At 68.9% G+C, this 23,501-nt stretch carries 23 protein-coding genes and 1 pseudogene; 14 read left to right on the forward strand and 10 right to left on the reverse strand.

Annotation, left to right across the window (positions count from 1 at the left end):
- Positions 1–4 precede the first annotated feature (4 nt).
- Positions 5–1,297, reverse strand: coding sequence for an MFS transporter (locus OG892_RS08385; protein WP_371631596.1), 1,293 nt, complete (start codon positions 1,295–1,297; stop codon positions 5–7).
- Positions 1,298–1,427: 130 nt separating this feature from the next.
- On the opposite strand from OG892_RS08385, the gene OG892_RS08390 reads away from it, so the two are divergent.
- Entirely contained in the window at positions 1,428–2,306 is an 879-nt protein-coding gene (locus OG892_RS08390; RefSeq protein ID WP_371628814.1) for a winged helix-turn-helix transcriptional regulator, read from the forward strand.
- An 83-nt stretch (positions 2,307–2,389) separates the two neighbouring features.
- On the opposite strand, the gene OG892_RS08395 is transcribed toward OG892_RS08390, so the two are convergent.
- Positions 2,390–2,926 carry a TetR family transcriptional regulator gene (locus OG892_RS08395; protein ID WP_328867480.1) on the reverse strand — a complete coding sequence of 179 codons (537 nt, stop codon included), beginning with the start codon at positions 2,924–2,926 and terminating at the stop codon, positions 2,390–2,392.
- Positions 2,926–3,246 (reverse strand): multidrug efflux SMR transporter, encoded by a 321-nt coding sequence (locus OG892_RS08400; protein ID WP_073735627.1) that lies wholly within the window; start codon positions 3,244–3,246, stop codon positions 2,926–2,928. Before OG892_RS08400 ends, OG892_RS08395 begins: the two co-directional genes overlap by 1 nt.
- Positions 3,247–3,457: 211 nt before the next feature.
- On the opposite strand from OG892_RS08400, the gene OG892_RS08405 reads away from it, so the two are divergent.
- The 4 genes from OG892_RS08405 (at position 3,458) to OG892_RS08420 (ending at position 6,613) form a co-directional block, all read left to right on the forward strand.
- On the forward strand, positions 3,458–4,480 hold the full coding sequence (locus OG892_RS08405; RefSeq protein WP_371631597.1) for a hypothetical protein: 1,023 nt from the start codon (positions 3,458–3,460) through the stop codon (positions 4,478–4,480).
- A gap of 67 nt (positions 4,481–4,547) precedes the next feature.
- A complete protein-coding gene (locus OG892_RS08410) occupies positions 4,548–5,258 on the forward strand; it encodes a HEAT repeat domain-containing protein (protein WP_371628815.1) in 711 nt (236 codons plus the stop codon).
- Positions 5,259–5,264: 6 nt separating this feature from the next.
- Entirely contained in the window at positions 5,265–6,269 is a 1,005-nt protein-coding gene (locus OG892_RS08415; protein ID WP_371628816.1) for a MerR family transcriptional regulator, read from the forward strand.
- Positions 6,270–6,430: 161 nt separating this feature from the next.
- Positions 6,431–6,613, forward strand: a complete 183-nt coding sequence (locus OG892_RS08420; RefSeq protein WP_327336313.1) for a hypothetical protein — start codon at positions 6,431–6,433, stop codon at positions 6,611–6,613.
- 170 nt (positions 6,614–6,783) lie between these two features.
- Here the strand turns inward: OG892_RS08420 and OG892_RS08425 are convergent, their stop codons facing one another.
- Positions 6,784–9,144: an LPXTG cell wall anchor domain-containing protein gene (locus OG892_RS08425; RefSeq protein WP_371628817.1), complete on the reverse strand. Its 2,361-nt coding sequence runs from the start codon at positions 9,142–9,144 to the stop codon at positions 6,784–6,786.
- 209 nt (positions 9,145–9,353) lie between these two features.
- Here OG892_RS08425 and OG892_RS08430 point away from each other — a divergent pair, with 209 nt between their 5' ends.
- Positions 9,354–10,340: a hypothetical protein gene (locus OG892_RS08430; protein ID WP_371628818.1), complete on the forward strand. Its 987-nt coding sequence runs from the start codon at positions 9,354–9,356 to the stop codon at positions 10,338–10,340.
- 10 nt (positions 10,341–10,350) lie between these two features.
- On the opposite strand, the gene OG892_RS08435 is transcribed toward OG892_RS08430, so the two are convergent.
- Positions 10,351–10,980, reverse strand: coding sequence for an alpha-ketoglutarate-dependent dioxygenase AlkB (locus OG892_RS08435; protein WP_371628819.1), 630 nt, complete (start codon positions 10,978–10,980; stop codon positions 10,351–10,353).
- A 401-nt stretch (positions 10,981–11,381) separates the two neighbouring features.
- Between OG892_RS08435 and OG892_RS08440 the strand changes: the two genes are divergently transcribed.
- The 4 genes from OG892_RS08440 (at position 11,382) to OG892_RS08455 (ending at position 16,228) form a co-directional block, all read left to right on the forward strand.
- Complete coding sequence (locus OG892_RS08440; RefSeq protein ID WP_371628820.1) at positions 11,382–12,257, forward strand: nucleic acid/nucleotide deaminase domain-containing protein; 876 nt, start codon at positions 11,382–11,384, stop codon at positions 12,255–12,257.
- A complete protein-coding gene (locus OG892_RS08445; RefSeq protein WP_371628821.1) occupies positions 12,254–13,939 on the forward strand; it encodes a WD40 repeat domain-containing protein in 1,686 nt (561 codons plus the stop codon). The genes OG892_RS08440 and OG892_RS08445 overlap by 4 nt, the downstream gene beginning before the upstream one ends.
- 99 nt (positions 13,940–14,038) lie before the next feature.
- Complete coding sequence (locus OG892_RS08450; protein WP_371628822.1) at positions 14,039–15,619, forward strand: hypothetical protein; 1,581 nt, start codon at positions 14,039–14,041, stop codon at positions 15,617–15,619.
- A gap of 24 nt (positions 15,620–15,643) precedes the next feature.
- Positions 15,644–16,228, forward strand: a complete 585-nt coding sequence (locus OG892_RS08455) for an SUKH-4 family immunity protein (protein WP_371628823.1) — start codon at positions 15,644–15,646, stop codon at positions 16,226–16,228.
- Positions 16,229–16,386: 158 nt separating this feature from the next.
- Here the strand turns inward: OG892_RS08455 and OG892_RS08460 are convergent.
- The 4 genes and pseudogenes from OG892_RS08460 to OG892_RS08475 all read right to left on the reverse strand — a co-directional run bounded on the left by OG892_RS08460 (position 16,387) and on the right by OG892_RS08475 (position 18,452).
- Positions 16,387–16,596: pseudogene (locus OG892_RS08460) on the reverse strand (DUF397 domain-containing protein).
- A gap of 126 nt (positions 16,597–16,722) precedes the next feature.
- Positions 16,723–17,280, reverse strand: a complete 558-nt coding sequence (locus OG892_RS08465; protein WP_371628824.1) for a YciI family protein — start codon at positions 17,278–17,280, stop codon at positions 16,723–16,725.
- 135 nt (positions 17,281–17,415) lie between these two features.
- Positions 17,416–17,625, reverse strand: a complete 210-nt coding sequence (locus OG892_RS08470) for a DUF397 domain-containing protein (protein ID WP_371628825.1) — start codon at positions 17,623–17,625, stop codon at positions 17,416–17,418.
- Complete coding sequence (locus OG892_RS08475) at positions 17,622–18,452, reverse strand: Scr1 family TA system antitoxin-like transcriptional regulator (protein WP_371628826.1); 831 nt, start codon at positions 18,450–18,452, stop codon at positions 17,622–17,624. Before OG892_RS08475 ends, OG892_RS08470 begins: the two co-directional genes overlap by 4 nt.
- Before the next feature lie 104 nt (positions 18,453–18,556).
- On the opposite strand from OG892_RS08475, the gene OG892_RS08480 reads away from it, so the two are divergent.
- Both OG892_RS08480 and OG892_RS08485 read left to right on the forward strand, forming a co-directional pair.
- On the forward strand, positions 18,557–18,796 hold the full coding sequence (locus tag OG892_RS08480; protein ID WP_073735367.1) for a hypothetical protein: 240 nt from the start codon (positions 18,557–18,559) through the stop codon (positions 18,794–18,796).
- Entirely contained in the window at positions 18,793–18,945 is a 153-nt protein-coding gene (locus OG892_RS08485; RefSeq protein WP_328867467.1) for a hypothetical protein, read from the forward strand. The genes OG892_RS08480 and OG892_RS08485 overlap by 4 nt, the downstream gene beginning before the upstream one ends.
- Before the next feature lie 489 nt (positions 18,946–19,434).
- Here OG892_RS08485 and OG892_RS08490 read toward each other — a convergent pair whose 3' ends face one another.
- Entirely contained in the window at positions 19,435–20,829 is a 1,395-nt protein-coding gene (locus tag OG892_RS08490) for a DUF3616 domain-containing protein (protein WP_371628827.1), read from the reverse strand.
- Positions 20,830–21,165: 336 nt separating this feature from the next.
- Between OG892_RS08490 and OG892_RS08495 the strand changes: the two genes are divergently transcribed.
- Positions 21,166–21,627, forward strand: coding sequence for a hypothetical protein (locus OG892_RS08495; protein ID WP_242436673.1), 462 nt, complete (start codon positions 21,166–21,168; stop codon positions 21,625–21,627).
- A gap of 9 nt (positions 21,628–21,636) precedes the next feature.
- Complete coding sequence (locus tag OG892_RS08500) at positions 21,637–23,433, forward strand: alpha/beta hydrolase (protein WP_371628828.1); 1,797 nt, start codon at positions 21,637–21,639, stop codon at positions 23,431–23,433.
- Positions 23,434–23,501: the final 68 nt, after the last annotated feature.

Raw genomic sequence — 23,501 nt, forward strand, 5'->3', positions numbered from 1 at the left:
GAACCTAACCGGCCGGGGCCCGCCCCGGCCAACCGGTCCCATCCTCCGGGCGTCGTACCGGCCGCCGTACGGGAGCACCCCTGTGGCCCCCGTACGGCGGTCGGGTCCTTGGGGGTTCACGCAGCCGCCGGGCCGCGAGCACGGCCACCCCCGCGCCGCAGGCCAGCACCGCGCAGGCGGGCCACAGGAGCGCGGGCGCGGTGGTGTAGAGCGCGCCGCCCAGCGGGGGTGCGAGCACCTGTCCGCTGATGGAGGCGCCCGCGTACAGGCTCTGGAACCGGCCCTGGGCGTGGGCGGGTGCCTGGTCCGCGACGTAGGCCGTGGCGGGGGTCTTGTAGAGGATCTCGCCCAGGGTCAGCGAGACCATCATCAGGACGGCGAACAGCGCCCCCGCGCCGGGGATCAGTACCGCGTAGCCGGTCCCGACCAGCAGCAGTCCGGTGCCCACGACGGCGAGCGGCGCCCGGTCGCGCAGCGCGTGGGCGGCGGGGAGTTCGAGGCAGAGGATGACGCCGCCGTTGACGGCGATGAGCCAGCCGTAGAACTGGGTGCCGTGGCCGTGGTCGGCGAGGAAGACGGGCAGGGTGGAGTACTGCTGGCGGTAGACCAGGTCGACGCAGACGATCGCGGCGAGGAGCACCGGTACCGCGGGCCTGGCCCGCAGTTCGCTCCACAGCCCGGGGGCGTCGGGGCGGTGCACGGGCCGGGAGTGCGCGGTGCCCCGGGCGGGCAGGATCCGTGCCGCGTAGGCGGCGTACAGCAGGGTGCCGATGCCGTCGATGACGAAGAGCCAGTCGTACGAGAAGCGGGCGGCGATCAGCGCACCGAGCGGCGGTCCGACGGCGAAGCCGCCGTTGCCGGCGAACCGGGTGAGTGCGAAGCTCTGGCGCCGGCGGCCTTCGGGGACGGAGACCGCGACGAGCGCGGCGTTCGCGGCGCGCACCACCCCGGTCGCGTACTCGGCGAGCGGGAGCACGCAGTACAGGGCGGGGAGCGGCAGCAGCGGGAGGCTAAGGAGCACGATCCCGCTCACGCAGGCGCCGGTCAGCAGCGCCCGGCGGTGCCCGTAGCGGTCGCCGAACCCGCCGCCGGTGAAGTTGCCCGCGACGATTCCGAGGCCGCCGATGCCGCTGAGCACTCCGGCCTGGGCGACGGAGAGTCCGCGCGGCCCGGTCAGGTAGACGAAGAGATAGACGAAGGTGAAGCTCACCACGCCGTTGAAGAACGAGCCGAGGGCCAGCAGCCGCACCGTGCGCGGCACCCCCCGCACCATCCCCGTTCCGGTACCCGTCCCCATGCCGATCCCCGCCCCGTCCCCGTCTCCGCAGGCACTCACCCTGTGAGTTCCTTTTGGGAACGGACTATGGCAGCATGCTTTCCGCAGGTCAATCCAGTTGAATGGCCGTCCGACGTGACGGAGGAACCCCATGCCCCAGCGAACCAGCCTGGCCGACGCCGACTGCGCGATCGCCCAGGCGCTCGACGTGGTCGGGGACTGGTGGACCCTGCTGATCGTGCGGGACGCGGCGCGCGGGGTGCACCGTTTCGACGCGCTCCAGCACGAGCTGGGTGTGTCCCGCAAGGTCCTGACGGAGCGGCTGCGGCTGCTGGTCGACGCGGACGTGCTGTCCCGGGAGCCGTACCAGGAGCGGCCCACCCGTTACGAGTACCGGCTGACCCCGCGTGGCCGCGCCCTGCTGCCGGTACTGATCGCGCTCCAGGACTGGGGCGACGCGTGGGTGACGGGAGACGGAACGACCATGGCCACCGCACAGGAGTCCTCGCACGAGGCGGCACGGGTGCACGCGCTGGTGGGCACCCGGGTGCCGGAGCTGAGCCTGCCGTTCCACACCGGGGGCGAGCACGACCCGGTCGCCTCGGCCACCCCGTACACCGTCCTGTACTTCTTCCCCGGCGCCTACGCCCGTCCGGAGTCCTATCCGCCGGGCTGGGCGGGCATCCCCGGCGCGCGGGGCTGCACCCTCGAATCGTGCACATACCGCGACCAGTTGGCCGAGTTCACGGAGGCGGGCGCGACGGTGCACGGCGTCTCCACCCAACGCCCCGACGAGCAGCGGGCGTTCGCGGAGGCGGAGGGGCTGCGCTTCCCGCTCCTGTCCGACGCGGAGCTGACGCTGACGGCGGCCCTGCGACTGCCCACCTTCCGGGCGGCGGGGATCAGCCGGCTGAAGCGGCTGACGCTGGTGGTGGACCGGGACCGCACGGTGCGCGAGGCGCTGTATCCGATCACCGACATCGAAGCGAGCGTGCGGGCGGCGCTGGCGGCGGTCCGCAGCGCGGGCTGAGCGCCGCACCGGCCCCTCGGCGCGGTACCGGCGACGCCTGACGCGAGGCGCACGCGCCCCACCCCCGCCCCGGCCGCGCCGGGTCAGCCCGCGATCCGCCCCAGCATCTCCCGGGCGTACGCCTCGTCGTAGTCGCCGCCGGTGAGCAGCACCTGGAGACAGATCCCGTCCATCAGCGCGACCAGTGCCCGTGCGGTGGCCGGGTCGGTGCGGGCGGCGAGGAGTCCGGCCGTGTCGTCGGTCCACTCGGCGGCGACCGGCCGCAGCGCGGGCCTGCGCAGGGCGGCGAGGTACAGCTCGTACTCCAGCTCCGCCCGGCCCCGGCCGCCGCCGAAGAACTCCCCGAGCAGCCGGGCGAGTTCGGCCGCGAGGTCGGCGGCCGGATCGGCGAGGGCGGCGCTGTCCCGCATGAGCCCGGCGAAGTTCTCGTTCGACCGGCGGAGCGCGGCGATCAGCAGTTCGTCCAGCGAGGCGAAGTGGTACGTCGTCGAGCCGAGCGGCACATCGGCCTCGGCCGCGACGGAGCGGTGGCTGAGCCCGGCGATGCCCTTGGCGCCGACCACCCGGATCGCCGCGTCGATGATCCGGGCGCGCCGCTCGGGGTCGTACCGCCGCACCATCAGTGCGCACCGCCCAGGTTGAGCACCACCACACCGGCGATGACCAGCGCTATGCCCGCCACCTTGACCGGATTGCCGGACTCCCCCATGAACAGGATTCCGATGACGGCGACGGCGGCGGTGCCGATGCCGGCCCAGATCGCGTACGCCGTGCCCATCGACAGGGTCTTGAGGGTCTGGGCGAGCAGCGAGAAGGCCAGCAGATAGCCGACGACGGTGATCAGCGAAGGCCACAGCCGGGTGAAACCCTCGCTGTACTTCATGGCGGTCGTCCCGGCCACCTCCGCCGCGATGGCCGCGGCCAGCAGTCCATATCCCATGTGTACGAGTGTACGCATCGACGGTCGCGAAATGCCCGGGGTTACCCGGACTCACTGGGCGCTACCGTGGTCCGTCCATGTACATGACCGAGGGACAGGCGGAGCGGCAGTGGCGCAGGACGCAGGGTGGGGCGGCGGGCCGCAGGGCACGCCGAACGGGGGCGCGCCGTACGGGGGGCCGCCCGGCTGGGGCGGCTGGGGCGGCGGCTGGATGCCGCCCAAACCCGGGGTGATACCCCTGGGGCCGCTGAGGCTCGGGGACATATTGAACGGCGCGTTCGCCACCGTGGGCCGCCACGGCAAGCAGCTCTACGGCGTCGGTGCGGCCGCCTACGGAGGGGCGCTGGCCGTGGTCGTGGCGACGATCGCGATCGCCTACTCCGCCACGGCGGGCCATCTGGACCGGCTGGTCTCGCTCAGCGCCGACGAGGACGCCAGAACCGGGGACTGGGTACCGGTCCTGGTCGCCTTCTGCGTGATCGCCCTGGTGTGCCTGATCGTGGGCGTCCTCTCCACGGCCCTGATGTACGCGGCCGTGCCCTCGGTCCTCCAGGAAGCGGTGCTGGGCCGGCGGACCACCTTCTCCGTCGTCTGGCGCCGGGCCTGGGCACGGGTCCCCGCCGTGATCGGAACCGTCTTCCTGACCTCGCTGATCGCGATGATCCCCATCCTGCTCGTCTGGGCCGGAGTCGTCGCCCTCATCGTCGGCCTGGCCGGCTCGGGCGGCGGCGGCGGTGCCTCGGTCGCGCTGATCATCATCGGCGTCCTCGGCGCACTGGCGACGGGGCCACTGGCGCTCTGGCTCTGGGTGAAGTTCAGCCTGGCGCCCTCGGCCGCGGTCTTCGAGAACCAGGGCCCCATCGCAGCGATGCGCCGCTCGTCCGTGCTGGTGCGCGGGGACTGGTGGCGGATCTTCGGCATCACCCTGCTGGCGGGCGCCATGGCGGGGGTCGCGAGCTATGTGATCCAGCTGCCGTTCACGTTCCTCGGCATGTTCTCGGGCATGCTCGGCTCGGCCAACCTCAGCGACGACCCGAACGCGGCGTCGATCGTCGTCGCCATGAGCGGCTACCTGCTGGCCGTGCTGGTCGGCCAGCTCGTCAGCCAGCTGATCGTGGCCACGTTCCCGCCGCTGGTGACGGGCCTGCTGTACGTGGACCGCCGCATCCGCACCGAGGACCTGGGCCCGGTCCTCGCCGAGGCCGCCGCCGTACCGCCGCAGTACACGGGCTGAGGCGGCCCGCGTGTTTGACCTTGACACGGTGACAAGGTCTTGACTGCCTGCCAAGGAGGTGGCCCCCATGGCGATCACAGGGCAGGGCACGAACACGGGCACGGGTACGGGCACGAGTACGGGTGGGGAGACGGACACGGCACGGGCGCTGCGGGGCTTGGCGGACGACCGTTCGTCGGTACGGCTGCGGGCGGCGCTCGCGGCCGGCACGGCTCCCGACCCGTGCTTCGTCGACGGGCTCATCGAGCGATGCGCGGTCGAGCCCGAGTTCCTCGTTCGCGACATGCTGACCTGGGCGCTCACCCGCCACCCGACGCCCCTGACGCTTCCCGGTCTGCTCCGCGAACTCCGCGCGGAGCGCGCGCAGGCACGGAGCCAGGCGCTGCACACGCTGTCCAAGATCGGGGACCCTCAGGCGTGGCCGGCCATCACCCGCACGCTCCTGTGCGACGCCGACGACGAAGTGGCGCGGACCGCCTGGCGGACGGCGGTCGCGCTCGTACCGGACGGCGAGGAATCCGCACTGGCCACGGTGCTGGCGACACAGCTCGGGCGCGGTGGGCGGGAGACGCAGCTGAGCCTGAGCCGGTCCCTGGTCGCACTGGGGGAAGCGGTCGCGCCCGCTCTGCTCGCCGCGACAACCGCCCCCGAGCCCGGTGTGCGTGCGCACGCGATCGCCACCCAGCGGCTGTTGCGCGATCCGGACGCCGGATTCGAGTACGCGATCGAGGAGGCGAAGCGCGTCGTGGCCCTGGGCGGGTCCGTCCAGGAGGGATGATGGGACGTGTTGATCGGTGAGGTCGCCCGGCGGTCCGGGGTCAGTGCCCGCATGCTCCGGCACTACGAGTCGCTCGGCCTGGTGAGCCCTTCGGGACGCACCGGCTCCGGCTACCGGGAGTACTCCGGGCAGGACATCCGGCGGATCTTCCACATCGAGAGCCTGCGGTCGCTGGGGCTGTCGCTGCGGGAGATCGGACGCGCACTCGACGACCCCGGCTTCACACCCTCACTGCTCGTCGACGACCTCGTCCGCCAGACGCGCGAACGCATCGCGGCGGAGACCGAACTGCTCACGGTGCTGCGCCGGGTCGATGCCACGGACCCGGCCGGCTGGGACGACGTCCTCCAGGTCGTGGCACTCCTGCGGGCGCTGGGCTCGAAGAGCGCCGACACCCGCCAGCGCGCGGCCCTGTCCTCGGGCGACGAGGTGCCGGTACCGGTGGAGGCCCTGGTGGAAGCGGCGCTGAGCGAGACAGAACCGAACGTCGCCGGAGCCATTCGCTGGGCGCTGGCACGCTCCGGCGACCGGGGCCCGGCACTCCTGGCGGCGGGCCTCGACTCCCCGGAGGCCGCCGTACGGGAACGCGCCGTTCAGTCCCTCGCGGAGCTGCCTGGCGGTGAGGCCGCCGCGCGACTGCGGGACGCCCTCGCGCACCCCGACACCGTGGTGCGCGGGCACGCGGCGCTGGCGCTCGGTGAACGTGGTGTGGCCGAGGCGGTTCCGACCCTCATCGGCATGGTCGTGGAGGGCCGGAACGACACCGGCGCGGCCGACGCGCTCGGCGTGCTCGCGGGCGACACCGCTGCGGCGGACCGGATCGCCGCCGCTCTCGTCGACCGCCTCGCCGAGGACACCACTCAGCCGCCCGCCCGCGGCCGGCTGACCCAGGCACTGGCGGGCGTCCCCGGGACGAGGGCCTCACGTGCCCTGGTGGAGCTGTCGCGGGACGGGGACCGAGCCGTGGCCCTGACCGCGACGTACCTGCTTCAGCTGCGCGGCGAAGGGTGACCGGTCGGCTGCTCGGGGCGACAGTTCTGACGTACGGCCCGGACGTACGGCAGGGTCCCGAAGGGAAATCGGCCTTCCCAGCCGACGGACGGCAGGCGACAATGCGTATCAGCGGCGAACCGAAACAGAGTTCCGGTTCCGCCGGACACACGGGGGGTCACATGATCGTTGTCGTTGCCATAGTGGTCGTGCTCGCTGCGGCTGTCGGCGGATGCCTGATCGCGCTTCGTCGCAGAGGCGGCTCGGGCGAACGCGGCGCGGTGGAGCGCGGGGCTGCGGACCAGGGACTCGCGAAGGGCCTGGGAACGGGGAACGCCCAGCGGCAGAACATGGGCCCCTTCTGAGTCGACTTCCCCACCGCCCGGAGGAGTGGGGCGCCCGTGCCCGGCGCGACGCGGGGGCCTTCGGCCCGGAGCGGACGCGGGACCGGCACCGGCGCCCGGGACGTGCGTGACTCGGCCCCGTACCCGGTGCGGGTACGGGGCCGAGAGGATGGTGCTCAGCGGGTGGTGCGTCAGCCGTCGGCCGTGGTGCGGCGGCGCTTCCACCAGACCAGGGCCGCGCCCGCTGCCGCGAGTGCGGCGGCGATACCCGCGATCAGCCCGACAGGTGTGTCGGAGCCCGTGTCGGCGAGGCCGCCGTCAGGGGAATGCGCGGGCGGGGTCTGGCCGCCGCTCCCGTTGCCGGTGCCCGGCGTCGACGGGCTCGGCGCCGGGGTCGACGGCGGGTGGGTCGGCGTGGGGTCGCCCGGGTCGGACGGGGTGGGCGTCGGCGTCGGGTCGGTACCGTCTGAGACCTTGCCGGTGTTGTTGCCGCCGAGGAAGGCCGTGTCGGTGTCGCCGTAGGCGGTGGTCGACTTCACGGCCGCCTTCACCGTGTCGGGCATCTCCGGGTTCTCCGCCTGGAAGCGGTCCTTCGAGATGTTCTTCTTGGGCTGCTTGGAGAAGTCCACGCCGCCCAGGAAGAACGAGAACTCCAGGACGGAGCCGTCCTGCGGGTACGTCCGCTTGAAGTGGAAGTCACCCTCGCGGAACGACTTCATGTAGTCCGCGTAGACCTTGTCGCGGTCCCACTTCGTGCGCGAGGGCCAGGCGGTCGCGTCGTCGGAGCCGATGATCTTGTGGAATTCACCGGGCTTCACCGCGTCACGCTGCTTGATCCACTCGGCGGCGATCCGGGAGGTGTAGACGCTGCGCAGCTCGGAGTACTGAGGTGCGCTGTTGACGAGCTTCTCGACCTCGGGGATCGCGATCTGCTGGATCTGCCGGAAGTTGTGCTCCTGGACGGCCTCCGGCTGCTCGCACTTGTTGCCCTCGCTGAAGTCGATCTTCGCGGCCTTGACGTCCATGGGCGCGTCGAGGATGTAGAGCTTGCCGTCCTCCTCGCGGACCTGGGCCGGAGCGGGCTCGATGTAGTACCGGTACGTCTTCCAGCAGGGTGCGCCGTTGACGTGCTGGAACGAGTCCCACAGCCGGTTGCCGACCGGGTTGTCCGGGACCATCACCCGGGCCAGGTCGTGCTTCATCGCCAGGTCGGCCTCCAGGAGGACGCGGCCTGCGTCGGTCTTCGCGAGCTTGTCGTCCGTGACCTGGTCCGGCTGGTCGGGGTTGAGGTTCACCCAGAACCGGTTGGGGTGCAGTGACAGCCAGGTGAACATCGCGTCGGACGAGAGGTCGATCTTCGCCCCGCCGCCCCATGAGGGGTTGGCGTCCTCGTCGTCGTTCATCCGGGCCTTGAAGCCGTAGTCCATGCCCTTGCCCTTGACGGGTTCGGTGACGTACCGCAGCTCCATGGTGGTGAAGTCGATGCCACCCGGGCCCCGCATCCGGTACGGCGCGCCGGGAGCCTGCCGGGTGACCGCCTGCCGGCGCTGGGCCTCTTCCTTCGTGCGGCCGGAGTTGCGGGCGAAGTCGTTGGCCGCGCCCCGGGAGCTGCCGCAGCCGGCCGCCTTGGCCGAGGCCAGGGTGGCGGCGGGAGGGCAGGCCCGGCCGCTGAAGGCCGGGTCCTGGCGGGTGTACCGGGGGTCCGGGGTGAACTTGGCGTCCGGCACGGCCCGGTGCTGGTACCAGGAGACGCCGTGCGCTCGCAGCCGCGCCTGGACTGCGTTGCTGGGCGGCTCGCCCAAGACGTACACGACCTTGTAGCCGCGCTTGGCCAGGGCTTTGTCCACGAGCAGCTGCTTGCTGTCGATCTGCTTGGTCCCGGACTTGAACTCGTAGATGATCTTGTCGCGACCGGTGGTCTTGATCGCGTCGAAGCGGCGGTCCTTCTTGACGTTGTCCTCGCCCAGCTCGTCGACGAGTTCCTGGAAGAGCTCCGGCATCTCCTCGGCCATCGAGTACTGGCAGTACCAGTTCTTGCCGCCGAGCTTGAAGTACTGGGCGACCTCCTGCTCGTAGGCGTTGCCGCCGCGGCTGTTGGCCTCGCCGTTGACGTAGTAGCTGTTCACGTACTCGTTGAAGGTGCCCGTGTACGGCTTGGCCCCGCTGCTCTGGTTCTGCTTCCAGTACGCCCAGGCGTGCTCCGGCGAGGCGTTGGGGTACTTCTTCGGGTCGGCCACGATCTTGTCCAGCACCTCGTCGCTGGGGAGTTCGAGGCCGGAGAGCGCCTTGCGGGGGTTGTCGTAGGAGTAGGTGCGCCTGGTGTCCCCCAGGGTGCGCCACTGGTACTTCCCGCCGGGCTTGAAGCCCGGCAGGCTTCCGAGGCGGGGTGCCTTGTTGGGTGTCTGGTACTTGCCGGTGCAGCTCTGGGGAGCGGCCTCGGCCTCCTGGACGTTGCCCAGGAGCGGCAGGCTGCCGGAGAGAATCCCGACGCTCAGCGCGAGGACGGCCGCGCGGCCGAACCAGCTGGAGAGCCGTGGTATGGCGGTGGTCAAGGTGATGGTCCCATGGTCAGGGGGCCACGGGTTCACGGTGCGGGTGTGCGAGTCAGGTCACGGCCCCCGTGGAAGTGACCTGTTGGGGTCCACGATAGGAGGAACACGCGAAGGGGATGGCGGGGACACGCCAAGTTGCCGGATCGTAACTCGCCTTCGCAGTAGGCCAGTTCGGGGCGAGAAGCTCACGCGTGTCTAGAGTGGCGGGCATGTCTGACAACACGAACGGCGCGGCGGACAACACCGTGGGCGAGCAGTTGGCCGCGTGGATCGACGATGTCCCGGCGCGGGTGATGCGGCTGAACACCTGGTACACCCCGGAGGAGTTCGAACCGGACATGTCGGCGGATTCGCTCGCGCTCCTGGAGGACGCCATCGTGTTCACCTACCGGCCCGAAGGGACGCCCGACTCCGAGGACTTCCTCCAAGGGGCGATGGCCTACCTCGGCGAGGCCCTGATGACCGTCGGCGGCGGCCGCTGGGCGTGGAGCACCACCGGGCGGCCGGTCGTGCTGTCCGACCCCGCACTGGGCCTCGCGCCGGTCGACCCCCTGGAGCTGATCATCGCCGCGCAGGAGCGCGCCGAGCCCGGCGCGTTCACCGAGGCCGCCGACCGGCTGCGCGCCGCGGTCGCCGTCCACCGCGAGCGGGAGCCCGGGTGGAAGCCCGCCAAGGAGCCGACACCCGGCCTCGACCCCGCGGCAGCCGCCGCTCCGCATCCCTGGCTGGCGGGCTGGCTCTCTGAGCGCCTGGACGGTTTCCCCGCCTGGGCGGCCGGGACCGGTGTCGCGGCGGAGGAGTGGGACTTCTCGCCCGGGTCGCTGGAGACGCTCGGACGGCTCACGGTAGAACGGTTCGGCACGAAGGAGGCGTACCGGGCAGCCGAGGACACGCCCTTCGTCCAGGGCGCCCTCTGGTACGTCGGCGAGGTCGCCGTCCGCCACTGCCACGGAGCCTGGACCTACCGCGAGGCCGCCGCCCGTATCCCACGGGAAGAGGTGGCGAAGAACATCTACCTGGAGCGGCCTTTCGTCAACCAGCCCACCGTCCGGGACGGAGTCGGCGAGGTGCCGTTCTACGCCCTTCTGGCCGCCGTCGGTGACAAGGACCCGGCCGTACTCCTGGAGCGCCTCGCCCGCTACCGGGACACCGACCCGGACGACGGGCCGGTGGTGTACCGGGGCGAAGAGGCGTAGGAGGACCCGGCTACCGCACCCCGCGCGGCCGGAACTGGACGCTGATACGCCCTCCGGCCGTCCGGGCGGACTTGGGGATGGCGTGCTCCCACGTCCGCTGGCACGAGCCGCCCATCACGATCAGGTCGCCGTGACCCAGCGGGTGGCGGACGGTCCGCCCACCGCCCACCGGGCGCAGCAGCAGGTCGCGAGGGGTGCCGACGGAGAGGATGGCGACCATCGTGTCCTCGCGGGCCCCCCGGCCGATGCGGTCGCCGTGCCAGGCCACACTGTCGCGCCCGTCGCGGTAGTGGCACAGCCCGGCGGTCGTGAACTCCTCGCCGAGTTCGTCGGAGTAGTACGTGCTCAGAGCCCGCCGCGCCTCGTCGAGAACGGGGTGCGGCAGCGGTTCGCCGACCCCGTAGAAAGCGAGCAGCCGGGGCACGTCCACGACCCTCTCGTACATCTCCCGGCGCTCCGCCTTCCACGGGACGTCCTCGGCCAGCCGCTCGAACAGCACCCCGGCACCACTGAGCCACCCGGGCAGCAGGTCGATCCAGGCCCCGTCCCCGAGGACCGTCCGACGGATCCCACCCAGCGGACCCAGGCGCACGTCCTCGCTCTGGTCGAAGAGCGATCCCTGAAGCTGGTGCGTTGCCATGCTTCCAGCGTACTCGAATCGAACTGATGAGCTAATCAATGATCCCGCCCGTCCGCCCGGAGTATCGCGCACCAGAGCGACCGTCTCGGCAAACGCAGAGGGTTGGCTGCCGGGAGCGTGCAGGGCGGCTCTCTCGCACAGGGCCGTCCGGACGGCCGCCCCCATCCCTTCGTCCTGCACATCCGTGCCGCTGGGGTCGACATCGCCCATCACGGCGACCTGCCTGCCGTCGGCGGTGACGCCGGACCTCGACACGATCCGCCAGCCGGGTCGCACCCGGCAGGCCGGCCCTGCGCAGCGGCCGGTACGCCCGCCATCGAGTCCCGCCGAAGGGCTCTCAGCGGCGGGCAGAACGGGCTAGGTTTTATGTGATCTTTCACCTGTTATGACTAGGGAGCCTGATGCCCGAGCACGCCCCAGACCCATCCATCACCCACTTCGGCCGAGGCGGCATGCGTCGGATCGCCCTACCCAGCTGGTACGGAGCAGGGCTGTCGGGCAGGACACGCGGCATGCTGCACGACGTAGGTGTCCCATTGCACGTGGCACCGTACTTCACGGCAGCCGGCGAGACGGACGGCCTGACTCTCGGTGTGTTCACCGCCCGTGGAGGCCCCGCCCTGCGGGATGAGCGCGCGGACTGGGTGCGCGTCGGCACCGACCGCTTGGCACACCTGTGTGTCCGGCCCGACGGAGGCGTGCAGGGCGTGTTTGTCACACAACCGGAGTCAGACGTCTTCGTGAGTACGGATCTCAGCACCTTCAACGCGTCGCTGGCCGCCCTCGACCGCCGCCTGCCGGTGATCGCGGCCTCCACAAGCCTCCCCGTGGCAGCGGCCGCGTTCCGGGAGCTGAACGCGGAATTGCGGCAGATCGACGCGGCTGCATTCGAGGACCATGAGGGCTGGTGGCCACGCGTGTTGGACGACGTCCGTCACACCCTCAACTTCCCGTTCTCGTCGGCCTTCGAGTATGTCGATGACACGGGGCAGAAACAGATCTCCACGGCCGAGGCAGAGCCCGGGAGGCCACACCCAGAAGAGCTCCTGTGGCAGCAGCTTTCCGCAGCCGGGGTCACCGCCGCACAGGTGCGCCGAGTGTATTGCGAGCTGGAACCCTGCATGATGCCGGGCCATTACTGCGCTGTCTGGATGCAAGCGCTCTTCCCTCAGGCGGAGTTCACTCACAGCTTCGACTACGGAGACACCGCGGGTTCCCGCGAAGAAGGCCTGAAGAGGCTGATGGCCCATGCCGCGCAACAGGAGAGGCAACAGTGAGCGAACAGATATGGGGCCGACCGGACTCGGGGCGTGAGCCTGCCGGAGCGGCGCTGCTGTCCTGGCTGGCAGACCCAGACGCTCCACGGCTCTGCCTCTTGACCGGGAAAGAAGGCTGTGGAAAGTCTGCCCTGCTGGCCTGGCTGGTTGCCCACGGTTCCGCGGCCGGAGCTCACCCACAACGCCGTGTGCACGGATTCGCCCCGCTCGCCGGCCAAACCGTGGCGACCGCCGCCTGGGCGCTGGCGCAGCAGTTGTCCTTACCCACACGCACTCCCGGGGAGTTCGTTCGCACGCTGAGCCTCGACACACGGCGCACGGTTCTCGTCCTGCCCGACTTACATGCGGCCGAAGACCCGAAAGCCATCGGCGAACTGGTGCTCCACCTCGCGCGGCACGACCACATACGGCTAGTGGTGGAAGTCCGTGCCGGTTCACCGGAGATCCCGTCCCTCATGGCGTTGGGCCCGGCCGTGATGGACCTGGACCACGAGCAGTGGACAGATGACGCGCGCAAGGCGGCAGGGAGTGAGACCGCATCCGGTACACCCGGAGTGAACAGCCGTGACACAACGCTGGAGGGCTGGGACGGCGACCTTGCCGACGCCGCCGCCGTGTGCGCGGCAGAACCGTGGCAGATATCCCGGCACTATGACCTGTCGGAGGAAGGCCATGGCGGTCTGCGTGCGGCCTGGCTACGCGCCGGGGGGTCGCTGACGCGTGACCAAAGCGCCTCCGACCGGGCATTGACGCTCCTCGCCGCACTGGGTGACGAGGCCGATCCCAGGCTGAGTGAGCAACTCGCCTCGCTTGCCTCCGGAGCGGCGTGGCGTCTGATCTGGCGCCGTGTCCGTAATGACATCAGTCCTCCGTGGCCGGGGCCGGTCCGAGCCATGGCAGCACGCCATTCAGCTCGCGTGAATTCCCTGGTAGCCGCTGATCACCAAGGAACCGTCCGCGTGCTTGATGTACGCGATGGTGCGCCGCAGTGCCGACTCCCCGCTCCGATCGACGGAGCGTGTTCCGTCAGCGCGCGCCCCGACGGAACGGTGCTTGTACTGGATGGGCACGGGCACCTACACGCACAGCACACACCGGGTGAGCCCAGACAGAACAGGATCAGGGCATTGTTCGACGATGCCCAGGGCCCTCTGGAGCGCCTCGTGGAGGCTGTGAACAAGCGTCGAAGCGGCAGCCGTAACACTGCGGTTGCTTCATCCGAGACCGTCCTGGCTGTGGCGGACGGCTTCGGCTCAGGGCACGCCTACGCGCTTGAGGACGAACGGGAGTGGCATCGCACCGTTCAGCTCCACAGCGGGGCCATAACCGCTCTGACCATACTGGAACCGCCCATCGGTCACAGCAACGAACGTGCCCCTCTCATCTACAGCGGTGGCATCGACGGGCGCGTCCGCGTCTGGCAGCCCGCGACAGCGCCACTCTCCACCCCTGTCGCCATGCGGCGATGCCCGGTGACGGCACTGGATGCCGCACACATCACGGACTTCGGCCCCGTACTGGCGATCGGCTGGGCAGACGGACTGGTCGAGTACGTGGTCCTGGACACGGAGACGGTCCATGCGTTCCGCCCCGGGCCCGCAGTCCGGGGCGTGGCACTCCTTCATGACGGCAAGTTGGCAGTCGGCACGGACGAGACACTCGTGTGTCTGCAGCCCCTGTGACACGGGCTCCCATGACCGGTTCTGACCACCCTTGGTTGACTTCTCGTCAATTCACTTTGACGCTAAGGGAGTTGTAGACGTACGGGGGAGGTGACGAACGTGGGTAAGAAACTGCCCGACGACCTTGTCGAGGTACTGGACCTGGTGGGGGTGAACTGGCCCAACATCGACGAGGACGAGGTTCGCGGCTCGGCCAAGGACTATCGCAGTCTCGCGGAGGGCCTTCGTGACGTAATCACCGAGGGCAACAGGGCGTGTTCCCACATCGTCGGCGGCAAGAGCAAGGGCAAGACAGTCCAGGCCATCGACCGTCGCTGGGGAAAGCTGACCACGAAGGACCTCACCACCTTCATCGGCGCCCTCGACGACCTGGCCGGCGCCCTCGACGACTGCGCCGGCCTCATTGAGGGATGCAAGATTGCTTGCATCGCTGAACTGAGCTCAACTGCGGCGGCCGCCACTGCCGGCGTCATCGGCATGTTCTTCACCGCAGGCCTCAGCGGCCTGCTCAGCGCAGCCGCTATCGGCCTCTGCCGCATCGCACTGCACGAGGCCATCGACTATGCGGTCGGCGAGATCACCTCGGTCGTCACGGACAAGATAGAGACGACGATCCTCGGGAAGATCGAAGACCTGTTCACCGATCAGCTCGACGCCCACGATGACGGCAACATCGACCAATACACCGCCGGATCGGGCGACATGGCCCAAGACCTGGTCATAGAGTTCGACGAATTCGACAAGGCATCCGGAGGCTACGACGAGACCAGGCGCAACTTCGACAAGAAGAAGAACGAGCACAAGACCGGCGGCACCAAGCGCCGCAGCTCCGTCAAGAAGGACAGCCGATTCCACAAGCTGGCCACGGTCATGGACAAGGCAGAGGACGCCGTAGAGAAAAAGGCCGACGAGACTGTTGACGTCCTGGAGAAGCACGGCGGCAAAATCGATGCCAGCAAGAAGGGGCACGAAGAGAACGAAAAGAAAACCAAGACGGATCTCGACGGCTGCGACACCGGAAATCCAATGTACATGGTCAATCTAGATGGCTCCGTCGTTCAGCTGAACGCAAACGGCACAACCTCGCCTGTGAGCAAAGCTGATTCATCGGGCATAAATATGCTGCTCACGGAGAACGGGGGCACCCGAACCTGGCGTCCCCGCGCCGGAGAAAACAACCCGTACAGCGTGGCGGGGGCGGACACCGACCGCGTCACGTCCAAACCCATCAAACCCGGCTCCACTGAGCTGGCACGGGCGACACAGACGGCCCGCTACGCACGTAAGGACTGGACCGGAAACAACTACGCTGCCGGTTCGTTCAACGACGGCAAAGGACACCAGTTCACACTGGTCGGCTACAGCAAGAGCGTCCACTCCGAACGCTCCGTCGGGTACCCCCTGTTAAAAGCAGATCAACAGGCTGGGCTCAAGAGTCTGTACACCGAGCGCGAGCCCTGCCAGAAGGCCCCCTCCTTCTGCGATCGCTGGACCGCCAAGTACTTCGGCAAAGACCTGCCCGTCAGCCACTCCCAGTCGTATGATCAATCTTTACCGCGGCAACCCGGCGAGACAGACTGGAAGTACGGCAGAAGAGTTGACGCAGAGCATATTCAATACCGCAAAGACCTCAAAGACTGGTACAAGACTCACACACCACTCACGCCATACCAGAGCTAAGCGGAACACGGCAGGACAGTTGAGATGATCTTCGAACTTTCTCGCGATGAGCTTATTCGTACCTTTGGCGAGGAGCGAGTCCATCAAGCACCTTCGAATACGGCACGGGCGGCCGGCTTCAGCGGTGATGCCCTAGAATTCCTCACGACCATCGGACTACCGGACAGCGAATTCATCTCTTTTCCCCGGCTTGACGCAGAGGGCTTCGGATTCCACCCCGTCCCGGTCGACGAACTCGGCAGTACGTGGAACCTACCCGCCGCCGCTGCCAACTGGGTCTTCCTCGGGAACTTCGAGATCAGTGCCGTCGTAGCCGACACGCGAACAGGTGAGCTACACCAACTGGCCGAAGGCATCATGCGCCCAATCCCGCTTCACCGCGACCTCTCCTCGCTGGCCCACACCATTACAGGGCTGACAAGAATCGTCGGAAGCCTCCCAGAGGACTACGAGGAGGACGAAGAGCTCATCGAAGCCTTGACGGAGTCCCTGGACACCTTCAGAAACGAGATCAAGAACAAGGATCCACGCCCCTTCGGTGACGAGCACTCCGAGTGGGTTGAAATCATCACCAGCATCGGAGCCGGCATCTGGGGGCCGGGACAATAGAGAATCTCACGGCATTGAGCACAGAATCCTCCTCCCCGGCCCATGCGCCATGCTCCCACTCCCATCTCGTCCAGGACACAGCGGACGCCGTGCGGCCGACGCCCACGCCCTCCGAAGAGCCACAGGGGCCAGCACGGAACGGGGCAACCGCCGAGCGGTCAGGCAGCGCCGAACTCTCCGGCCTCGACGCCCGCCACGAACGAGGTGAACGAACCGGCGGCGACGTTCAGTACAGGGCCGGCCGGGCTCTTGGAGTCACGGACGGGGACCACTCCGCGCGAGGCAATCAGGTTGGTGGCGACCTCGACGCACTGGCCACCGTTCTCGCTGTACGAGGACTAGAACCAGCAGGGGGATTCGATCGTCACGGAGTGCCCTCTCGTAACTGGTCAATCGTGCCCACGGACGCCGCCCGGGGCCGCGCCTCGGCCGGTAGTCGATGGTAGTCCGGCATCGTGACAGCGTCACCGGGACGGCGTTCATGTCAGCGACACCTATGACGGGCGCCCGCCGAAATGCCAGCTGTGCACCTCGATGGCCGCGTACCGGTCCGGGGTCAGGATGGCGCGCGCCGCGTCCGGGTCCGGCGCCCGGACAAGCGCTGCCGTGCCCAGCCAGACGGCCCCGTCGTCGGACAGCAGCGGGCCGTAGGCGATCAGCTCGTCCCGGTCGGGCGGCAGCGCGAGGTCTGCGGCCTGCCCCGTACCGAGGCCGAGGCCGAGGACCAGATACCGATCGTCGCCGGTCCGGCCGCCGGGGAAGTCCCACATGGTGCGTCCGAGCGCGTTGCGCCACCGCCGCAACAGCACGTCCCGGTAGGCGCCCGCCTGGTAGTTCGGCTCATCGAAGGCGAACGCGCGGGCAGCGGCGGGATCGGGCAGATCGAGGATGTGCACGCTTCCGGTGAGGGTTTCACCATCGTCGGAGAAGGTGGGACCCCGGGCGATCATCTCTTTCGCATACTGGTCCATGTAGGACCAATGCTCTTCCGACAGCTCTTCGCGCAGCGCCAGGGAGCCGGGCCGGTCGCGGTGGTAGCAGAGAAATTCCATACCTGAGGATCTCTTCAACGACGCGGTCAGGTCGAGCGGGTTTACCCGCCGAGGAGGAACCCGCCGTTACCGCCCCACCCGGCTCAGTTCCCCCTCGGCACCTCGATGTCGCAGACCAGACCAGACTCCGGGAGGTCAGACGGCGCCGAACTCGCCGGCCGTGACGCCTGCGACGAAGGAGGCGAACGAACCGGCGGCGACGTTCAGGACCGGACCGGCCGGGCTCTTGGAGTCACGGACGGGGACCACGCCGCGCGAGGCAACGAGGTTGGTGGCGACCTCGACGCACTGGCCGCCGTTGCCACTGTACGAGGACTTGAACCAACGGGGGGATTCGGTCGTCACAGGGTGCCCTTTCGTAACTGCTCGATCATGTCCACGGATGCTGCCTGGGATGGCGCTTCGGCCTGCAGTTGATGGTAGGCCGTCAGCATGGGCAGCACTAAGCCGGTTTCCCGTTCGAGGTGCCCGCGCTGAGCGGACTCGGCGTAGGACATGAGAGAGCGGTCCGGCATCGTGAGCACGGTGATGGGCAGGCTGAACGGCCGCCGTGCCCCCATGGAGAACGGCGCTACTTGCAGCACTGTGTTCGGCCGCTCGGCAAACCTCAACAGGTGTTCGAGCTGGGCATCCATGATCGCGGGATCACCCATCGGTCGACGAATACACCCCTCGTCGAGCACAACAAAGATCAAGGGTGAGGGGATACGGGCAAGCGCGGCCTGCCTCCGCAGCACCAACTCCACTCTTTCGTCAGCCTGTTCAGGAGTGATCGCCTCGCGCCTCACCGCATCGGCTTCCAGCGCTGCCGCGTACTCCCGCGTCTGGAGCAGACCAGGCACGACGCCCACTTCGTACAGCCGGATCTCCGCCGCTCGCGCCTCATGCGCGACATAGTCCGGAAACCCTTCAAGCAATGCCGTATACCTCGCCGCCCGACTCAAGCGTTCGAATCGCTCCCCAGTACCAAACACCCTGTCAGCATTCCTCGCAAACTGGGGAGTTGGAGGACGACGGCCAGTTTCAACGGCCGAAATGTGCGTGCCCGAGCACCCCATGCGCTCCGCCAGCTCGTCCTGCGTCCAGCCTCGCTCATCCCGCAGCCTGCGGAGAAGCTGACCGAAGCGCGCACTGGGCGACTTCTCCGGGTCCAACTCTTTGCGGTTCACCATCCGAAAATTCAACTCCCCACTCATTTGCTGCAAGTTGAATGCGCTCCGACCCTACGCCACGCTGAACGCCCTTGGTAGTGGAATGACTACAGAGAGGTGCGGCGATGCCTGAGCAGAAGCGCGTCCAACTCCCGCCCGCCGGGGCACTCCTGGTGGACCGGGGCCGTAACGACCGCGTCGGGGAGTTCCGAGGGGTCTCCGGCCCCTACTGGTCGCTGCGGCCGATCGGCGGGGGTCCCGAGTGGGAAGCCCTCCCCGAGTACGTCCGGCCCGCCACCCGCGACGAGCGGCTCCGCGCCCGTACCGCGTACGAGAACGCCAGGAGCCGGGGGGAAGTGGCATGAACTCCAGCAGTGACGCCGAGTGCCGTGAGTGCCAGGAGCTCGATGCGGCCGAGGCCGAGGCCCGGCGCGTGAGGGACGAGAGCCGGGCGACCGACTGCCGAGTGCTGCGCAAACGGCATCTCGCGGCCGAGCACGGGGAGCGGCCGTGAAGCCGCAGCCGGGCCGGGAGCGTGCCGCGTGACCGGTGCGGGATACGAGGTGGAAGTCACCGCGACGACCGGGCAGCGTGCCGTGTCGCTCGGCGGGGCCGTGGTGAGGAATCGCCGGCTCGCCCTGCGGTGGCTGCGGCGGCAGGCGCTCCGTCTCGGGGACGGGTGTGACGCCGTGTGGGGCTCCGCGTGGGCCGGCGGCGGAAGGGACGTACGGACCGCCATCCTCCAGAGCTCCGGTGTGCGCGACGCGCTCCGGGCCTGGGGCGACGACTTCGGCCAGCAGGATCACGCCATGGCTCGGCTGGAGTCCGGGTGCCCCGACGTGTTCACCGTGGTGGACCCTGTCCTCGGCCTGCTGGTGACGTTCGCCGGGCGGCGCGTGCGGCCGGGGCGCGACGATGAAGGCAGACGAGACGGCCGTGCTCGCCGGGCGGACCGGCGGGCACGGCCGTGCGGAGGACGGACCGTGGGGTTCGCCGCTCCGGGTCAGCCGTTGACGGTGAACCAGGTGGCGCGGGACTTCTTCCACTCGTCGTGGTCGAGGTCCTTGGCCTCCGTGCCGTCGCCGTACAGGTCGGCCGAGCCCGCGTCCGTGATCAGCTGGGCGCGTGCGCCGGGCGTGTTCAGGTCGGGGACGGCGACGACGGCCTCCCAGCCGCCCGGGTCGGCGGTCGGCAGGTCGAGGCGCTTGACCGGTGCGTGGCCCGCGATGCCGTCCCAGGAGTAGAGGGCGTACGGGTCGGAGTTGTCGTCCGCCGCCCAGGAACCGGCCACGATCAGGTACTGGTCGGCGGAGTTCTTGCGGATGTCGCGGATGCTGAGCCCGCCGAGATCCAGCTCGATCGGGGTACCGATCGTCGCCTTCGCTCCTGAGCCGGCCACCTTGTCGAAGTTGGTGACGGGCACGATCAGCGCCTTGCCGCCGCCCTTCGGCGGGACGAGCGGGGCGCGGAATCCGATGTAGGCGGTGGTCGTGGAGCCGGGGGCGAACTCCAGGCCCTCGACGTTGAACCCGTCGATCTGCTTGGGGACTTCGCCGTCCTCCGTACCCGCCGCGAAGCCGTAGCGGTTGCCGTTCGACTTGTCCCAGGCGACCAGGTCGTCGCGGAGCTTCTTGTACTTTCCGCCGACCGTCAGCTGGGTGGCGGCGCCGGAGCCGCTCACCGTGGTGGTGAAGACGGTGTTGCGGTCGGACTTGTACTCGCCGTCCTTGTTGTTGCCCAGCGAACCGGTCCAGTAGATCGTGTTCCCGACCCGGGCCGCGCCCTCGATGTCGACCTCCTTGGAGACGCCCAGCTTCGAGGCGACGTCCCAGGTGCGAACGGGCGCTCCGGATGCCGAACTGTCGTAGAGCCGAAGGGTGTTGGTCTCGTCGTCGGCCACCACCAGGTACCCACCGCCCACGTCGACGGCGGCCGAGGCGTCCGAGGAGCCGGTGAGGTAGCGGGTGTCGGCCGCGTTCTGGACGGCGGCGGACGCCGCGTAGTGCAGGGACTTGGTGGCGGTCTTGCCGCCGAGGCCGGTGACCTTGATCGTGAGGTCGGTGTAGCCGCGGGCGTGGGCGGCGACCCGGAGCTGCCGGGTGGCGCCCGTGCCGGTCACCGTCACATCGCCGGTAGCGGCGACGGACGACTTGGAGCTGGCGGACGCCGCCACACCGAGGGCGGACACATCGGCTCCGCTCTGCCCGACGGTGACCGTGACCACGGGGTCGGCGGTCGCGCCGACGGCCCCGGAGAGGTAGCCGGACGACAGCGTGATCGTCGGCGTCCCGTAGCTCGCGGCGTGCGCGGGTGCGCCGAGCCCCAGGGCGGCCAGCGCCAGCGCACCTCCCGCGGCGGCGACGGTCCGGCGGTGAGGGAGGACAAGCTGATGCAGCACGGTGTGCCTCTCGTCGGCGTGGTGTCGAGAAGTAGGTTCCGATCCCCCCGCCAACGCACGGTACACACCAGGGGTACAACGAGCGAACAACGCCGAACGGCCCCTGGCTCGTAGTGGCGCGTGTCGTGGCGCTGCGCGTCGTGGTCGTGGTCGTGCTGCGCCATGTCGCGCTCCTTCCAGGGGAGTTGGCGAGCGCAGATGAGCCCGTTCAAAGCGGACACGTGTTTGATTGCGCTCGCCGATCCGGGAATGATGACGCTCGTTGGGCCCTCGGGCAGCCCGAACGCGGGGACGGTCCCAAGGGGTAAGGGGATACGGGGACACGGGGAGGACGCAGTGACGACACGGGCGGAGTGGGAGCAGCTCAAGGCCGGCGGGACAACACCGCCGACGCACATGCAGTTGAACCATCTTCAGGACGGCGTCGGGGGCGGTACGCCCGGAGCCAATACGTCGGCGGACCTGAAGTCGGACAAGCGGGCATGGGCCCAGGCGGGCGACGGCACCAAGGGCCTCGCTGCGCCGATCGGGTCCGCGCTGACGAAACTTCAGGATGGGCAGGCGGGGCTGGGCGACGCGACCGGCTGCCTGAGTGCGGCGGCACAGAGGGAGCTGTACACGTCCTGGCACAAGTACGTAGCGGATGTGCGGAAGCGCTGCACGTCGCTGGGTGAGCTTCTCGCGTCTTCAGGCCGTGACCTGTCGAAGACCGACGAGTCGCTGAAGACCGAACTCGACGCGCTCAAGAGCAAGTACACGGACACCGCGGCCGTCGGCGGTCAGCCGAAGGGCAGGTGATCCGGGCGCATGGACTTTGCGACGCTGAAGGCGCTCAAGCCGTCGGAGTTCGAGGATGCCGCGGACGCGTACCGGGCGACGGACGAGATGGCCAACGCGGCCAAGGACACCGTCGACAACCAGATCTCCGCGGGGATACGTAACCAACTCGCGGGCGCGACGGCGAAGGCAGCCCTGCAAGAACTGGCCGGGCTGTCGAAGAACTTCCAGTACGTACAGACCGAGTGCGGGTTGGTGAGCACCGCGCTGAACGGCTTCGCGTTCGACATGGCTTCGGCCAAGCGGAAGCTGGAAGCGGCGATCGAGGACGCACAGGCTGACCACTGCACGGTGCACGCGGACGGTTCGGTCGGCTTTCCGGCAGGCAGGAAGCCGGGCGAGGAGAAGGACGCCGCGGGCGGCACCGTGACCGGTAGCGCGGGAGGCAATCCGACATCCGACGCCCTGGACCGCCAGGCAGCGAGCATTCACCCGAACCCGCACTACGGTGCGGCCATTGGCTATGCCGACCGGATAGCGGATGCCTTACAGGAGGCCACTGACGCGGACGCGAAGTGGGCACCGAAGCTCCGCTCCCTCCAGGCCGACGACGACCTGGTGGTCTCGAACCGGGACTGGACGGACGTGACGTCCGACCGGGGTGGGGTGCTCAAGGCCGCCGATCCTTACCTGGACAGCATCAAGGGCCCGCCGAAGGAGGCCACCCCCGAGGAGAACGCGGAGTGGTGGAAGAACCTCACCCCGGAGCAGCAGGCCGACTATCTGGCCGTCCATCCGAATGCCATCGGGTCGATGAACGGCCTCCCGTCCGACATTCGCGACGACGCGAACAGAATGGTTCTGGACGAGACGACGGCGAAATACCAGCTGGATCTGAACGCCATTCCGAAGGAGCCGGCCAAGTACACCCCCAATACCAGCGGAGGCTACCCCGCTGTCCTCATCAGCCCGGAATGGCAGCGCTGGCACGACAAGTACGGAGCCAAGAAGGCCAGGATGGAGGGCGTGCTGAAGGGATCGAAGGCCATCCAGGACCGCTTCGACCGCACAGGCGAAGGCGGGCTTCCCGAGGCATACCTGCTCGGCTTCGACCCCACCGGCCTCGGGGACGGAAAAGTCATCCTCGCCAACGGGAATCCGGACACAGCCGACCACGTGGGCGTCTGGGTCCCCGGTACGAAAGCGAGCCTGGAATCCGTCGAAGGGGACCTCGGTCGTGTCGAACGGCTCTGGGCCCAGAGTCACCGCCTCAATCCTGACCAGAACGTCTCCACCGTCTTGTGGCTCGACTACAACGTGCCGGACAACGTCTTTCCGCAGGCGACACGCGGGGAGTACGCGGCAGAGGGCGGCCCACGACTCCACGACTTCTTGCAGGGGAACGGCGTCGCGCAACAGGCTGACGACGGCAGTCGCGCGCACACCACTGTCGTCGGGCACAGCTACGGCAGCACGGTGGTCGGCGTCTCGGCGCAGTCGGGAAGCTGGGACGACCCCCAGGCCGCCGACGACTACGTCTTCGCGGGCAGTCCCGGTGTCCAGGCGGATCGCGCGGCGGACCTGGGTGCCGGAGCCGACCACGTGTGGGCCATGGGCGCCCCCTGGGACGATCAGATAGTCCGGCAGGGCGGCCGATTCATGGGACTCGGTGACAACGGGATCATTCCCACCGACGAATCCTTCGGCGGGAAGATCATGACAAGCGACGCCGGCGGGCACACCGGATTCTACGACGACAACTCCCTCAGCCTGCGTAATCAGGCAGCCGTCATCGCCGGTAAATATGACAAGGTGATACTTGAATAGGCGAATTTCGAAACTTGGATTCATTGTCACCATATGCGCCCTGGCGATGGCGTGTTCGAACGGAAAGG

The sequence above is a fragment of the Streptomyces sp. NBC_00341 genome (assembly GCF_041435055.1).
Lineage (GTDB): Bacteria > Actinomycetota > Actinomycetes > Streptomycetales > Streptomycetaceae > Streptomyces.